Annotated in this window: 10 protein-coding genes; 6 read left to right on the top strand and 4 right to left on the bottom strand. The window is 53.8% G+C overall.

All coding sequences use genetic code 11. The annotated features are described in order from the left end of the window. The first annotated feature begins 15 nt into the window (after nt 1–15). From smc to def, 5 genes are read left to right on the top strand one after another with little or no spacing between them, the layout of a single operon-like run. Nucleotides 16–3,540, top strand: coding sequence for a chromosome segregation protein SMC (gene smc / locus RHM61_RS16970; RefSeq protein ID WP_322248466.1), 3,525 nt, complete (start codon nt 16–18; stop codon nt 3,538–3,540). Continuing rightward, nucleotides 3,537–4,625 (top strand): cell division protein ZipA C-terminal FtsZ-binding domain-containing protein, encoded by a 1,089-nt coding sequence (locus RHM61_RS16965; RefSeq protein ID WP_322248465.1) that lies wholly within the window; start codon nt 3,537–3,539, stop codon nt 4,623–4,625. The genes smc and RHM61_RS16965 overlap by 4 nt, the downstream gene beginning before the upstream one ends. Nucleotides 4,626–4,642: 17 nt before the next feature. Next, complete coding sequence (gene ligA, locus RHM61_RS16960) at nt 4,643–7,018, top strand: NAD-dependent DNA ligase LigA (RefSeq protein WP_322248464.1); 2,376 nt, start codon at nt 4,643–4,645, stop codon at nt 7,016–7,018. A 1-nt stretch (nt 7,019) separates the two neighbouring features. Continuing rightward, nucleotides 7,020–7,904, top strand: a complete 885-nt coding sequence (galU, locus tag RHM61_RS16955) for a UTP--glucose-1-phosphate uridylyltransferase GalU (protein ID WP_322248463.1) — start codon at nt 7,020–7,022, stop codon at nt 7,902–7,904. A gap of 13 nt (nt 7,905–7,917) precedes the next feature. Continuing rightward, nucleotides 7,918–8,451: a peptide deformylase gene (gene def, locus RHM61_RS16950; protein ID WP_322248462.1), complete on the top strand. Its 534-nt coding sequence runs from the start codon at nt 7,918–7,920 to the stop codon at nt 8,449–8,451. Between the two features lie 33 nt (nt 8,452–8,484). On the opposite strand, the gene RHM61_RS16945 is transcribed toward def, so the two are convergent. From RHM61_RS16945 to map, 4 genes are all read right to left on the bottom strand, one after another. Next, a complete protein-coding gene (locus RHM61_RS16945; protein WP_322248461.1) occupies nt 8,485–9,720 on the bottom strand; it encodes an MFS transporter in 1,236 nt (411 codons plus the stop codon). Between the two features lie 372 nt (nt 9,721–10,092). Continuing rightward, nucleotides 10,093–10,839: a pseudouridine synthase gene (locus RHM61_RS16940; RefSeq protein WP_322248460.1), complete on the bottom strand. Its 747-nt coding sequence runs from the start codon at nt 10,837–10,839 to the stop codon at nt 10,093–10,095. 56 nt (nt 10,840–10,895) lie between these two features. Next, nucleotides 10,896–13,451 (bottom strand): [protein-PII] uridylyltransferase, encoded by a 2,556-nt coding sequence (locus tag RHM61_RS16935; RefSeq protein ID WP_322248459.1) that lies wholly within the window; start codon nt 13,449–13,451, stop codon nt 10,896–10,898. Nucleotides 13,452–13,462: 11 nt separating this feature from the next. Beyond that, entirely contained in the window at nt 13,463–14,272 is an 810-nt protein-coding gene (gene map / locus RHM61_RS16930; RefSeq protein WP_322248458.1) for a type I methionyl aminopeptidase, read from the bottom strand. Nucleotides 14,273–14,746: 474 nt separating this feature from the next. Here map and rpsB point away from each other — a divergent pair, with 474 nt between their 5' ends. Beyond that, nucleotides 14,747–15,493: a 30S ribosomal protein S2 gene (gene rpsB / locus RHM61_RS16925; RefSeq protein WP_322248457.1), complete on the top strand. Its 747-nt coding sequence runs from the start codon at nt 14,747–14,749 to the stop codon at nt 15,491–15,493. Nucleotides 15,494–15,507 lie beyond the last annotated feature (14 nt).

The raw sequence follows: 15,507 nt of genomic DNA, 5'->3' as shown, positions 1-15,507 counted from the left end.
CTTCAATTTTATACAGTGCGATTAACTTCTATTAAGCTGTCGGGTTTCAAATCTTTCGTTGATCCCACTCATTTTCAAGTTCCAGGACAATTGGTCGGCGTAGTCGGGCCAAATGGCTGTGGAAAATCCAATATCATCGACGCGGTGCGTTGGGTGCTGGGCGAATCAAAAGCTTCGGAGTTGCGCGGCGAATCGATGCAAGACGTCATCTTCAACGGTTCTACCCATAGAAAACCGGCTGGTCGTTCCTCAGTCGAATTGATTTTTGACAATAGTCTGGGCAAAGCGGCTGGGCAATGGAGTCAGTACGGTGAAATCGCGGTCAAGCGCACGCTCACGCGCGATGGCACCTCGACTTATTACATCAATGGCCAGGCCGTGCGCCGGCGTGATATTCAAGATATTTTCCTCGGTACCGGCTTAGGTCCGCGCGCTTACGCCATCATCGGCCAAGGCATGATTTCGCGCATCATCGAAGCGCGCCCGGAAGAACTGCGCATCTTTTTAGAAGAAGCGGCCGGCGTATCACGCTATAAAGAGCGGCGGCGCGAAACCGAAAACCGGATTCACGACACCCACGAAAATTTGGTGCGGGTCGATGACATTTTGCGTGAGCTTAATGCCAATCTGGAAAAGCTGCAAGCGCAAGCCGTGGTCGCCAATAAATTCCACGAATTGCAGGGTGATCAAGAAGAGAAGCAAAAATTGCTTTGGTTGCTGCGCAAGAACGAAGCGGCGGCGGAGCAGCACAAGCATTTTACCGAAATTGAAAAAACCCAGCTCGACTTGGAAGAGCAAACCGCCCGTTTGCGCCACGTCGAACTTGAGCTCGATCAAATGCGCCAAGCCCATTATGCGGTTGGTGATCGCATGCATCAGGCGCAAGGCCACTTGTACCAGACCAATGCAGAAATCGGTAGCCTGGAAGCACAGATCAAATTTGTCATCGAGTCACGCAGTCGTTTGCAAGTGCAATTGCAATCGTTGACGGCGCAACGCGATCAATGGCAGCACCAAAGCGTGCAGTTGCAAGATAGTTTGGACATGGCTGAAATCGAGGTTGAAGAGTTGGCGATGCGTGCCGAACAAGCCAGTGAGACCGCCTTGTCGCAGCATGACACCTTGCCGGCACTGGAGTTGAGTTGGCGTCAGGCGCAAGTGAGCACCACGGAATCGCGCGCCACCATCATGCAGATGCAACAGCAGATTGAACTCGAATCAGCTCATCAGCGCAATGCATCGAATATTCTCAATACTTTGGCAGCACGCAAAGAACGTTTGCAACAAGAAAAACACGGGCTGGCTTTGCCGGACAGTTCGCATCTGGAAAATTTACAGTACCAGCTGGAAGAAAAGCAGCAAGTGATGGAAGACCTGACGCTGCAACTCGAACAAGCGCAGCATAATTTACCTGACTTGGAAGAGCAACGTAAGCTGGCGCAACAAGAAGTGCAGCGCGATGCGGCCGAATTGGCCCAGCTCGAGGCGCGCTTATTGGCGCTTAAGCAGTTGCAAGAAAAAGTACAAACCCAAGGTAAAGTCCAGCCTTGGTTGGATAAGCACGAACTCGGCAGCTTACCTAAGCTCTGGCAAAAATTGCATATCGAAGGTGGGTGGGAAACGGCTTTGGAAGCGGTGTTACGTGAGCGTACCGCCGCCTTGGAAATGTCGAATCTCGACTGGGCCAAAGCCTTTTTCAATGATGCGCCACCGGCCAAGCTGGCCGTGTTCAGCCCGCAAATACAGGCCAGTCAGCAGCTTGCCGAGCCTGGCTTGAAGCCATTTATTGACCTGCTGCAGCTCAATGACGCCGGCGTGCGTGGTGTCTTGCAAGACTGGCTCGCACATATTTATGTCGCGGCAGACCTCACTTCAGCCTTTCTTGACCGTAGCAAACTGCCGCCCGGTGCCAGTTTTGTCACCCGCGAAGGGCATTTGATTGCGCGTAGCAGTGTGCGCTTTTATGCCGCCGATTCGGAACAAGATGGCGTACTGGGGCGGCAACAGGAAATCGACAACCTGGGCAAACAATGCCGGGCGCGCCAATTGCTGGCCGAACAAGCGAAGGCACGCGCAGTGCGTGCCGAGGCTCTCTATAGTCAAGCCAGTCAGCAATTACAAGAATTGCGCCAACGCGTGGCCAGTCTGACGCAAACGACCCATAGCTTGCAGATAGAAACCATGAAGTTAGCAGAAGTGCAAAGTCGCTTCAATCAGCGCAGTACCCAAATCGGCAACGACTTGGCCGAAATCGCCGCGCAAGAAAGCGAACAGCAACAGGCGCGCGCCGAATCCGAGCAAAAGTTTGAAATGCTCGACATGGAATTGGCTCAGGTGCAAGAAGCGCATGAAGACGGCCAAACCATCTATCTGGAAAAAGAGCAGCAATTGAATCAGGCGCGGCAACGCTTGCGCGACTTGGAATTGGCGGCGCAAGAGGCGGCGTTTGCGGAAAAGTCGCACCGTAGCAAGATGGAAGAATTGCGTAGAAATATCAGCACGGCGCGCGAGCAGTCGGCCCAATTATTTGCCAGCATGCAGCAAGGTCAACTCGAACTCGAAACCATGAATGACCAAGCCGCCCAAGCCGGCTTACAGGATTTGCTCGACCGCCGCAGCGATCAAGAACGTGCGCTGGCCGATGCACGCCATGAGCTCGATCAATTGACGCAACAATTGCGCACGCACGAAGACAATAAAACCCAGACCGAGCGCAGTTTGCAGCCACAACGCGACCGCATCGTGGAATTGCAACTCAAGGAACAGGCGGCACGCCTGGCACAGGAGCAATTTGCAGAGCAATTGCGCAATTTTGAAGTCGATGAAGCCAAGCTGTCAGAAAAATTGCATGCCGATTTGAGACCATCCTACCTGCAAGGCGAAGTGACGCGACTCAATAATGCCATCGCCGCCCTCGGTGCTGTGAATATGGCGGCGCTCGATGAGTTGAAACAAGCCAGCGAACGCAAGACTTTCCTCGATGCACAGCATGCCGATTTAAGCGAAGCGATCACCACCTTACAAGATGCGATCCACAAGATCGACATCGAAACACGGGCACTGTTACAAGACACCTTCGACAAGGTCAATCATCATTTTGCCGAATTGTTTCCGATTTTATTTGGCGGTGGCCAAGCGCGTTTGATCATGACCGGCGACGAAATTCTCGATTCCGGCGTACAAGTCATGGCGCAACCGCCGGGCAAGAAAAACGCCACCATTCACCTCTTGTCGGGTGGTGAAAAAGCATTGACCGCGACGGCCCTGGTATTTTCTATGTTCCAACTCAATCCGGCACCGTTTTGCCTGCTCGATGAGGTCGATGCGCCGCTCGATGATTCAAATACCGAACGTTTCTGCAATATGGTGAAACGGATGTCGGTGAATACCCAATTTTTATTTATCTCCCATAACAAAATTGCAATGGAGATGGCGCAGCAGTTGATCGGCGTCACCATGCAAGAGCAGGGGGTTTCCCGAATTGTGGCGGTGGATATGGAATCCGCCGTTCATTTTGCTACTGAGGTTCAAGCGGCATGACAGATTTTCAATTAAGTTTATTAGCAGTTGGTGGCAGCTTGGTGGTCGCCGTAGTGGTTTTCAATAAATGGCAAGAATATAAGGCCAAGAAAACCGTCGACAATGCCTTTGCCGATGGCGGTGACGATGTGTTGCTGCAACCAAGTGCAGCAATCACCGACAACTTGCAACGCCAAGAGCCGGTGCTCGATGACGGCCCTTCTGCCGTCGCGGAGTGTGAAGAGTTGGCTGTAGCGCCACCGTCCGAGTCGGCAGCAGAGAGCCACACTACGCCGCGCAATAGCCCGGAAAAAGAATTGCCGGTCGATGAGCTGATCGATTGTGTGGTGCCCTTGGAATTTGAAACGCCAGTCCGTGGCGAAAAAATTCTCAGCGAAATCGCGGAATTGAAATACATCGGCAAAAAGCCCGTGCATTTCATCGGCCTGTGCAGTGATGGTCAACGCGATGTCATTGCTACTGGCAGCGCCTACACCAGCCTGTTTGCCGGCATACAGATGGTCAGCCGCAGCGGGCCACTGAGTGAGCTCGAGTATTCGGAATTCATCATGAAATTGCGTGCGATTGCCGATAATCTCAATGCCCACCCCGATATTCCCGACATGACGCAGGTCATTTTGCAAGCGCGCGAGCTGCACCATTTCGTCGCCGAACATGATGCGCAATTGAGCGTCAATATCGCCGCCAATGGCGCGCCTTGGGCCTTGAATACCTTGCTGTCAGCCTTGGAGAAAATGGGATTCGACCAGCGCCCGGATGGACGGTTGATGATGCCAGACGGTGAGGGCGGCAGTTTGTTTACGCTCTCCACCAATGTCGGTGTCAGCGAAACCCTGACTGCTCGCTTGACGCTCTTGCTCGATGTGCCGTGTGTCGCTCCCTCGCGTGATGGTTTCGGTGCCATGGCAGCCTGTGCTCGCTCGCTCGCCACCCGTCTCGGTGGTACCGTGGTCGACGATGGCAATGCGCCGATATCGAAAGCCGCGCTCGATGAAATCGCCGGTCAAGTCAATGAATTTTATGCGGCGATGGCGGAATCGCAGATCGCCGCCGGTTCGGTACGCGCCCAGCGTCTGTTCAGCTGAGCCGCGCGCACCAGTCCATGCAAGACGATTTCTTTTCTGCTGCGGCCACGCCGGCTGCTACTGCGGCTTTGCGCGCCGCAGCTTTGCGCGACGAGCTCAACTTACATAGCCACGCTTACTACGTGCTCGATAATCCGACTCTGCCCGACGCCGAATACGACAAGCTGTTCGCCGAACTGCAGCAGCTCGAAATAGCTTTTCCCGAATTACTGGTGGCCGATTCGCCGACCCAACGCGTTGGCGGTGCCGCCTTGCCGGAATTTTCGCAAGTCAAGCATGCCGTGCCTATGTTGTCGCTCAATAATGGCTTTGCCGCTGAGGATGTGCTCGGTTTCGATAAACGGGTACGCGAAAGCCTGGGCAGTACCGCCGACATCGAGTACGCCATCGATTTGAAATTCGATGGCTTGGCCATCAATCTGCGTTATGTTGACGGCGTATTTACTCAAGCTGCCACGCGTGGCGATGGTTTTGCCGGCGAAGATGTAACGGCCAATATACGCACCGTGCGCAGCATTCCATTACGCTTGCAATCGGCTAATCCGCCGGCAATTCTCGAAGTGCGCGGAGAAGTCTTGATGTTCAAGGCCGATTTTGCCCGCCTCAATGAACGCCAACGTGCTGCCGGTGCCAAAGAGTTCGCCAATCCGCGCAATGCTGCGGCCGGCAGCTTGCGCCAACTCGATTCAAAAGTAACGGCCCAGCGCAGCCTGAGTTTTTTTGCCTATGGCATAGGCATGCTCGAAGCTGCGCCGCTGCCGGCTTCGCAGCGTGGCTTACTCGATTGGTATGCCGAGCTCGGCATCCCGGTATGCCGCGACAATGCCGTGGTGCGCGGTGCCTCGGCCTTGTTGGAATTTTATCGCGACATGCAAAATCGGCGTGCCGCCTTAGCCTATGAAATCGATGGCGTGGTCTACAAGGTCAATGACTTTGCCGCGCAAACCGAACTCGGTTTCGTCGCACGGGCGCCGCGCTTCGCCTTGGCACATAAATTTCCGGCCGAAGAGGCGCTGACCATACTGTTGGGAATCGATATACAAGTCGGTCGCACCGGTGCCTTGACGCCGGTGGCGCGCTTGGCACCGGTAGCTGTGGGCGGCGTGACCGTCACCAATGCCACCTTACACAATGAAGACGAAGCGCGCCGCAAAGACGTGCGGGTGGGCGATACCGTCATCGTCCGCCGCGCCGGTGACGTCATTCCTGAAGTGGTCGGCGTGGTATTGGAACGCCGTCCGCAACCGGCCCCGCCACCTTTTGAAATGCAGAAAACCTGCCCGGTCTGCGGTTCGCATGTGGTGCGCGAAGCCGGCGAGGCGATTGCGCGCTGCTCCGGCGGTTTATTCTGCTCGGCCCAGCGCAAAGAAGCGCTGCGCCATTTCGCGGCACGCCGCATGATGGATATCGATGGCCTCGGTGAGCGCTACATCGATCACTTGGTCGAACTCGAGTATGTACACGGCATCGCCGACCTGTACACGCTCAGTCTGAGTGATTTGCTGGCCATGAAACAGCGTGCCGATGAGCGCGATGGCATCACGCCGGAAAGTGTCACGCAAGGAAAAATCGCCAGCAAATGGGCTGAGAATTTAATCGCCGCGATTGCCGCCAGCAAGCGCCCGCCACTCGATCGTCTGCTGTTTGCACTCGGCATACGCCATGTCGGGGAATCGACCGCCAAGACGCTGGCAGACTGGCTAGGCAGTTTGGCGCTGGTACGACGGGCCCCGGTCAGCCTGCTGCGCGTGTTACCCGATATCGGCGCGACGGTGGCCGTATCGATTGCTGATTTTTTTGCCGAAACAAAAAACCAACAGGCGCTCGATGCCTTGTTGGCGGCCGATGTACAAGCAAGCGACGAGCACGCACCGAGCGCGAAACTGCGCGATTGTTTGCAGCCAGCCGAATTATTGGCGGCCTTGGCGATTCCCAAACTCACGCTCACGCGTTGTCGCCAATTGCAAGAACGCGGCCTTAGCTTGGCCAGTCTGGCGCAATTCAGCGGCGGTGGATACACCGATTTCGGCTTACCGGCCGAGGTGAATGCCGCTTTACTGCGGTGGTTAGACGACACTGCGAACCGAAACAGCTTGTCGACACTGGCGCTTTTGTGCGAGGATTTGTTGGCCAGCTTGCCTCAGAGCAGTGATGTAGAAGGGCACTTGGCGGGTAACACCTTCGTGCTCACCGGAACCCTGCCGACCCTCAGTCGTGATCAGGCTGCGGCCATGATCGCAGCTGCCGGCGGCAAGGTTTCCGGTTCAGTCTCGAAGAAAACTAATTATCTGCTGGCCGGCGAAGAGGCTGGTAGCAAGCTGGTGAAAGCACAAGAATTAGGCATCACTATTTTGACAGAAGCAGATTTGCTTCAACTTTGTTCCCGGAGCTGAAATGAGAAGAATTACCAAAGCAGTTTTCCCTGTTGCTGGTCTTGGCAGTCGTTTTTTACCTGCCACCAAGGCGCAACCTAAAGAAATGCTGCCCATCGTCGACAAGCCACTGATTCAATACGCGGTGGAAGAAGCCGTCGAAGCCGGCATTACCGAAATGGTGTTCATTACCGGTCGCAACAAGCGCGCCATCGAAGACCATTTCGACAAAGCCTATGAACTCGAAAGCGAACTCGAAGCGGCCGGCAAAGAAGCCTTGCTCGATTTGGTGCGCAATGTCATCCCGAAAAACATCAATTGCATTTACATACGACAAACTGCCGCGCTCGGACTCGGTCACGCGGTGCTGTGCGCGCGTCCAGTCATCGGTGACGATCCGTTTGCTGTGCTGTTGGCCGATGATTTGATGGATGCTGATCTTGGTAAGCCATCGGTGATGGCACAAATGACCGCGCAATATGAGCGCGAAGGCGGCAGCATCATTGCCGTGCAAGACGTACCACGCGAATTCACCAGCCAGTACGGCATCGTCAGCGGCACCGAGTACAAGGAGCGCCTTGAGCGGGTGCAAGGGATAGTCGAAAAACCGCGTCCGGACGTGGCCCCGTCGACCCTAGCGGTAGTCGGTCGGTATATTTTGTCGGGGCGGATTTTTTCTTACCTCGAAACCTTGGGTAAAGGCTCGGGCGGTGAAATCCAACTCACCGACGGCATCGCTGCCATGCTCAAGGATTTCCCGGTGTATGCTTACCGTCCGGAAGCGACGCGTTATGATTGCGGTTCCAAGCTAGGCTATCTCAAGGCCAGCGTTGCGCTTGGACTCAAGCATAAAGAAACTGCGGCAGAATTTTCCGCCTACCTCGATTCAATTCGCAACGGTCGTTGAAACGGAGCCCAGCATGCGCCATCCTCTCCTCAAAATGGGCGATGCGCGCTTGCTGCGCGTGGCTCAGCCGGTAGTCGAATTCGACACGCCGCAGTTGCATGCATTAATCGCCGACATGTTTGAAACCATGCGTGCCGTCGGTGGTGTCGGCTTGGCCGCGCCGCAGATCGGTATCGATCTGCAATTGGTGATTTTCGGTTTTCAAACCAATCCGCGCTATCCCGATGCCCCGCAGGTACCGGAAACCATACTCATCAATCCAAGCCTGACGCCGCTGTCGGAACAGCGCGAAGATGGCTGGGAAGGCTGCCTGTCGGTGCCGGGCTTACGCGGCTTGGTGCCGCGTTGGACGGCACTGCGCTATGAGGGCTATGATCAGTTCGGACAAGCGATCTGCCGTGAGGTAGATGGTTTTCACGCGCGTGTGGTCCAGCATGAATGCGATCATTTACAAGGCATTCTGTATCCCATGCGTATTGAAGACATGACGCAGTTCGGGTTTACCGAAGTCTTGTTTCCCGAGCTCGATCCGCTGGTCGACGACTGAGCTGCCGCCGACCGCCGCCTTCAACAGCGACGCTTAAGCACTGCAGGTCGTGCCGCTGTCGACGCTGCGCACGGCCATCGCCCGTGTGATGACGCTGCGGGCAAGGATGGCATACACGCCTAAGGCCAAGCACGATAATATTGCAAAGCCCAGTAAGCCGGTGTGCAGATAGACTAACTTGTACACTTCGATTCCGACGCTCCAGATACACATATTGAGTATGCCCATCGCTGCGGCCACGGTTGCTTTCGATACCGTGCTCTCCGTGAGCGTGAAGCGCACGATGACGGCATTCGAAATCCCTTCGCCGAAGGCGATCAGGCTGATCGCCGGGATGAGAAAATATGGACTCTCAAACAGCACAGACCCGGCCAGCATGACGGCCAAACCAGCTGCAATCGGATACCAACCGAGACGCACCGAATGGCCGAGCGGACGCGCATGGATTTGCCGCGCCAAGTACAGATTGCCGATGATCAGACAGATGAAAATCGGGAATTGCGCATAACCGTACTGGGTCAGTGACATGCCATGGTCGGCCACGAAGATCATCGGCGAGAGAGCGATCCAAGCGATCAGGGGCATGGTCAGCAGAGGACCGCACAGGGCAGCGCGCACGAATGGCCAGTGACGAAACACGGTTTGGTAATCGTGCCAAATCTGCATGCGCGCGATTTTTTTATCACTGACGCGCACTGTTTCCGGCATGGTCGCCAATAAACCGACAAAGCCAATCGCGGCAATCGCAGCGATGATCACAAAAATCATGCGCCAACCAACTAATCCAACCAACAGCGCCCCGGCGACCGGCCCCAGTAGCGGTGCAATCAGCGCGACATTCGACATCAGTGCGGTAACCTGAATCGCCGCTTTTTCTTCAAATGCTTCATGCACCACCGCATAACCGACCGAACTGATGAAGCATAATCCTATGCCTTGCGCCACCCGTAGCACGATAAATCCCTCGATGCTGTTGACCAGCAGGGTAGCCAAGCATGAGCAGATAAAGAACAGCGCACCACCGAGCATGACCGGGCGACGGCCGATGCGATCCGATAAAGGCCCGAATAACCACTGTAGCAGCATGCCGCCGATCAGAAAGGCGGTCATGGCCGAAGCGATCCACGTCGGATCAGCGGCGAATTCGCGGATCACCGTCAGCATGCCCGGTTGTATCATGTCATTGGCGATGTAGACTGAAAATTCAAAGCACACGAGCGAGAGCGGAAACAGCAATGCCGCCCGCGAGAGGGTAGAGATTTTTTGCATGGCTTACTAAGAGTATAAGTTTACTGCGACCGCTGTACTTCAATGCCAAACAGCAGGAAGCTCCAAATAAGCGATGGTCCTAGGAGCCTGAGCGGCAGAACGGAGTCGGCTGCAAAATCACCTGAGCGGTCCATATTTCGTCTATTTTTTAGTCAATACGCTCGGTATTGACGTAAAAAATAGCCAAAATCTGTCCTCGCTCAGCCGATTTTTCGCTTCGACTCGTTCTGCCGCTCAGGCTCCTAGCGGGCACGAAAGCAGAGTGAATCGATCAGACCAGCCCAGCGCGAATAAGTTCCCGCACGTCACCGCTTGGTTAATAAAAAATCGCGCGTGGGCTGTCATTGAGATAACTACCTCAAGGTCGGAGCGTTAAAACTGTTCATCTTCGCGCAGATAGCGCCACTGACCTTCAGGCAGATTGCCGAGGCGAACCTTACCGATACGTACCCGTTTCAGGCCGAGCACCTTCAAGCCCACCATTTCACACATGCGGCGGATTTGACGCTTCTTACCTTCGCGCAGGATGAAATTGAGCTGATCTTCATTTTGCCAACTGACCCTTGCGGGCAGCAATTTTTTACCATCGAGACTGAGGCCATGGTTGAGTAGACGAAAATCCGAGTCCGGCAGACGACCGGCTTTGGAATAGGCTACGCGTACCAGATATTCTTTCTCGACGACAGTATTTTCACCGATCAAGTGCTTGGCAACGCGGCCATCCTGAGTCAAGACCAGTAAGCCCACCGAGTCGATATCGAGTCGGCCGGCCGGCACCAGACTGCGTAACTGAGTCGGATGAAATTCGGTGTCGACCGCACATTCAGTCCAACGGTTTTCCGGTTTCACCAAGGCCACGGCCGGCGTATAGCCATCTTCGGCTTGACCGCTGACAAAACCGACCGGCTTATTGATGAGGATGGTGACACGCTTGGATTGTTCGGCGGCGGCCTGGCGTTCTACCGTTACTTGCTGATGCGGATAGACTTTGCTGCCCAATTCGGAGATGACCTTGCCATCAACGCGCACCCAGCCGCGCGCGATCCATTCATCGGCTTCGCGGCGTGAGCTCAAGCCGAGCTCGGACATGCGTTTGGAGAGGCGAACTAATTCTGTCATGGTGATATCGATACTTATAACGGCAGCAATGCTGCGGGTGAATAAAAAAACTGTCGCTACACTCTGAGTGTAGCGAGCAAATCGGTCTCAAACTGAATCTGGCTGCGTGCACCTTGCAGGGCGGCGCCGTCGACGAGAAAGACATCCTCGACGCGCTCGCCCAAGGTCATGATCTTGGCCGTATGCAGATTGATTTTATATTTGGTCAGTACCTCGGCGATCGCATACAGCAAACCGTTTCTATCGTTGGCCGTAATCGAAAGCAAATAAAACTGTGCTTTGTCATCCGGTCGCAAATCGACCGTCGGCACGATAGGGAAGCTGCGCGACAAACGCGAGAGTCGGCCACGGTTCGGTGGTGACAGTGGTGTTTGCTGCGCCAGCACCAAGCTCAATTCATGTTCAATCAAATTGATGATGTCTCTATACTGATGCGCGAAACTCGGCTCGGTCACCATGAAGGTATCGAGCGCGTAACCATTTTTCGCCGTATGAATTTTGGCGTCGAGAATGCCGAAATTTTTACTGTCAAAATAATTACAGATACGCGCAAATAAATCGGCTTGATCCTTGACATACACCGTCACCTGCAAACCCTCGCCAATAGTGGAGAGTCGGCATTTCACCAACGGCGTCGTGCTGGCGAGCTTATCGTGCAGCACTCTGGTTTGCCAGGCTATATCGGAAGCGTCGTGGCGCAGGAAGTACGCAACGTCGAGCTGTTGCCAAAATTTTTCATGCGCGTCAGGCGCAATGCCGGCTAAGCGCAGCGCTTTGAGCGCATCCTCTTGGCGGTTTTTGAGTTCGCGATCTTTCGATGGCGCTTCGCCACCAAGTACGCGCAAGCTCATTTTATACAAGTCTTCGAGCAGCTTGCCTTTCCAAGCATTCCATACTTTCGGACTGGTGCCGCGGATATCGGCCACCGTGAGCAAGTACAGCGCCGTTAAATGACGTTCATCCTTGACCAGATTGGCAAAATTCTGCACCACATCGGGGTCCGACAAATCCTGTTTTTGTGCCACATGTGACATGGTCAAATGGTTTTGTACCAAGAATACGATGAGTTCGGTATTGGCGCGCGTGAGACCGTGCTCGTAGCAGAATTTTTTGGCATCACTCATCCCGAGTACCGAATGATCGCCGCCGCGACCCTTGGCAATATCGTGAAACAGCGCAGCCGTAAATAGCACCCAAGGCTGGGTGAAATTGGCCATCAGTTGGCTGCAAAATGGATATTCGTGAGCGTGTTCGGGCATGGTGAAGCGGCGCAAATTACGCACCACCATCAGGATATGCTGATCGACCGTGTACGCGTGAAACAAATCATGCTGCATTTGCCCGACGATGCGGCGGAAATTCGGTAAATAGCGCCCCAAGATGCTCATCTGATTCATGCGGCGTAATGCATGGGTGATGCCGCGCGGTGACTGCAGTATTTGCAAAAACAAGGCGCGGTTGAAAATGTCGTGGCGAAATTCTGCATCGATCAGCAAGCGCGCATGCCAGAGTGCACGGGCGGTGCGTGCCGTCATGCCCTTGAGTTCACTCTGGCGCGCCATCAGTAAAAACACTTCCAGCAAGGCCGATGGGGTCGCTTCAAAGGTGTCGTCCCGAGCGATATCGATCAAGCCATTGATATTATTGAAGCGCTCATTAATCGGATGGGGTACGGACGGCTGTGGGAATAATACCGCCTCGATATTTTGCAGCAGAATTTGGTTCAACTGGGTCACCGCTTTGGCGGCCCAATAATAACGCTGCATCAGGTATTCACTGGCGCGCCGTGCTTCGGTGGTTTTGAAGCCGAAGGATTCGGCGATCGGCGTCTGCACATCGAAAACCAGACGGTCTTCGCGTCGACCGGCATGGATATGCAAGCGGATGCGAATATCCTTGAAGGCGCGCTCATTGCGTTTGAGCTGGCGCGCTTCAACATCCGTGATCAGACCGCGGTCGGCCAATTCGCGCCACGAGGTACCTAAATTAGCCGCTTTGGCGACCCATAAAATGACTTGCAGATCGCGTAAGCCGCCAGGGCTTTCTTTGCAATTCGGCTCCAGGCTATACGGGGTATCCTCATACTTGACATGGCGCTGCTGCAGCTCGAGTAATTTTTCTTGGAAAAACTTTTGTGGCTGCATCACTTCAGCATAGCGCTGCTGTAAATCCCAAAACAGCTTGCGGCTGCCGCATACCAGGCGCGCTTCGAGCAAGCTCGTTTGCACAGTGATATCGGCCGCCGATTCTTCCAGACACTCATCGACCGTGCGTATGCTATGACCGATATCGAGGCCGATATCCCAAAACAGTTGGACTAAGCTTTCGAGCTTTTCCTTCAGTTCTGCGCTCGGCGTCTGCCGCAGCAAAATCAAGACATCGACGTCGGATTGCGGGAACAGTTCGCCGCGTCCATAGCCGCCGACGGCAATGAGGGCGCAGTCTTTCGGTAATTCGAAATGCTTCCATACCATTTCAAGCACACGATCGACATTGCGGCATAAATCATACAGCAATTGTTCGGCCTTATGATTGGCTTGGAATGCCGCGATGATTCCGGCCTGACCAGTTTTGATTTGTTCTTTGAAAGCGAGTGCAGGGGCGGGTTTCATCGCGCTACACCTCAGGCGATTTTGATGTAGTCAGGAATTGCCGGATAGCCGGCCGACAAAGTCAGCACTTCGTAGCCAGTTTCGGTTACCAGCACCGTATGCTCCCACTGGGCCGACAAGCTGCGATCTTTGGTCTTGATGGTCCAGCCATCACCCATTTCGCGGATGTCGCGACGACCGGCATTGATCATCGGCTCGACCGTGAAAATCATGCCGGCTTCCAGACGTTCCATGGTGCCGGGTTTGCCGTAATGCATCACCTGCGGCGCTTCGTGGAAAATTTTCCCTATGCCGTGGCCGCAAAACTCGCGCACCACACTGTAACCGGCTTTTTCAGCATACTGCTGAATAACATGACCAATATCGCCGAGATGCGCACCTGGCTTGATTTTCGCAATGCCCAGCCACATACACTCATAGGTGATTTCACTTAAACGCTTGCTCAGTATCGATGGTTCTCCGACCAAAAACATGCGGCTGGTATCGCCATGGTAGCCATTTTTGATCACAGTGATATCGAGATTAACCGAGTCGCCGCTCTTGAGTACTTTATCGCCCGGAATGCCATGGCAAATCACATCATTGACTGAAGTGCAGATAGCTTTCGGGTATGGCGTATAGCCGGGCGGGCAGTAGTTCAGCGGGGCCGGTATCGTATCTTGCACCTGCGACATGAATTCATGGCATAAACGGTCAAGTTCGCCAGTCGTTACGCCAACTTTGACGAAGGGGGTAATATAATCGAGCACTTCCGAGGCCAGTCTGCCGGCAATGCGCATACCAGCGATGTCTTCCGCGGTTTTAATCGAGATAGCTTCCATAATTTGTCCTTGCACCCCGCAATATCGAGGGGGTGATAAAAGTAGTCCGGCTGTGCCGGACAAAATATTTTTGTTCTTGTAGATTGTGGCGTTATTTCCAGCGCGTGGACGCGCCGACAAGAGAATTATAAGCGAGGAACGCCTTACTCGTGGTGTTACAGGCAAATACAGGCTGCTGCTTGTCCATTTTTTTTTGGGGGGGGGATGGTCAATTGCGCGATAAGCGATTTTTGATGTAATGGCCGTAGTCAAGTCGCTGAAAACGCGGCGACCGTCAAGCCACTTGGATTAAATCTGCGCCTCCCTTGAGTAAAGAAGCGGTTTCATAGTAGAATAGATGGTTAGCTTGCAAAACAATGCAAATTCTCTGTAAGTTAATTCAATTCTTATCAATCGAATCCGGTCGAAAAGGGTGTCTTTCGATATGTATCGTCAGATCACTGGCTGGATTCAAGACCTAACCCTGGAGTTATTATGTCTGTAACAATGCGCGAAATGCTGGAAGCCGGCGTCCATTTTGGTCACCAAACTCGTTTTTGGAATCCAAAGATGGCACCGTATATTTTCGGTCATCGCAACAAAATTCATATCGTCAATTTGGAAAAAACATTGGCGATGTACCAAGAAGCCATGAAGTACATCCGTCAATTGTCGTCGAATCGCGGCACAGTCTTGTTGGTTGGTACAAAACGTCAATCGCGTGAAATCATCGCTGCAGAAGCTGCACGTTCCGGCATGCCTTTCGTTGATCAACGTTGGTTGGGCGGTATGTTGACAAACTTCAAAACTGTCAAAACATCGATCAAGCGTTTGAAAGACATGGAAGCGTCGATCGAAGACGGTTCAGTTGAAAAATTGTCGAAAAAAGAAGCCTTGATGTTTGATCGCGAAATGATCAAGCTGCAAAAATCCATCGGTGGTATTAAAGATATGGGCGGCATTCCTGACGCAATTTTTGTCGTCGACGTCGGCTACCACAAGGGTGCTATCACTGAAGCCGCTAAACTGGGTATCCCAGTCATCGGTATCGTTGATACGAATCACTCCCCGGACGGTGTTGCTTTCATCATTCCAGGTAATGATGACTCGTCGAAAGCGATTGCTCTGTACGCTCGTGGCGTGGCTGATGCCATCCTTGAAGGTCGTGCAAATGCTGTCAACGAAGTGTTGGAAGCTGTGAAGCCGAGTGCGGATGAGTTTGTTGAAGTAGAGCAAGCGTAATACGTACAGCTTAA

The sequence above is a fragment of the Undibacterium sp. CCC3.4 genome (assembly GCF_034347425.1).
Lineage (GTDB): Bacteria > Pseudomonadota > Gammaproteobacteria > Burkholderiales > Burkholderiaceae_D > Undibacterium.
Note: the sequence above shows the minus strand (reverse complement) of the source record. Positions and strands in the feature narration are given on the sequence as shown.

Excerpts from the sequence above, each read along its gene's own strand:
- RHM61_RS16945 (WP_322248461.1), bottom strand. The coding sequence starts at position 9,720 with ATGCAAAAAATCTCTACCCTCTCGCGGGCGGCATTGCTGTTTCCGCTC.
- RHM61_RS16935 (WP_322248459.1), bottom strand. The coding sequence starts at position 13,451 with ATGAAACCCGCCCCTGCACTCGCTTTCAAAGAACAAATCAAAACTGGT.
- RHM61_RS16965 (WP_322248465.1), top strand. The coding sequence starts at position 3,537 with ATGACAGATTTTCAATTAAGTTTATTAGCAGTTGGTGGCAGCTTGGTG.
- def (WP_322248462.1), top strand. The coding sequence starts at position 7,918 with ATGCGCCATCCTCTCCTCAAAATGGGCGATGCGCGCTTGCTGCGCGTG.
- map (WP_322248458.1), bottom strand. The coding sequence starts at position 14,272 with ATGGAAGCTATCTCGATTAAAACCGCGGAAGACATCGCTGGTATGCGC.
- ligA (WP_322248464.1), top strand. The coding sequence starts at position 4,643 with ATGCAAGACGATTTCTTTTCTGCTGCGGCCACGCCGGCTGCTACTGCG.
- galU (WP_322248463.1), top strand. The coding sequence starts at position 7,020 with ATGAGAAGAATTACCAAAGCAGTTTTCCCTGTTGCTGGTCTTGGCAGT.
- rpsB (WP_322248457.1), top strand. The coding sequence starts at position 14,747 with ATGTCTGTAACAATGCGCGAAATGCTGGAAGCCGGCGTCCATTTTGGT.
- RHM61_RS16940 (WP_322248460.1), bottom strand. The coding sequence starts at position 10,839 with ATGACAGAATTAGTTCGCCTCTCCAAACGCATGTCCGAGCTCGGCTTG.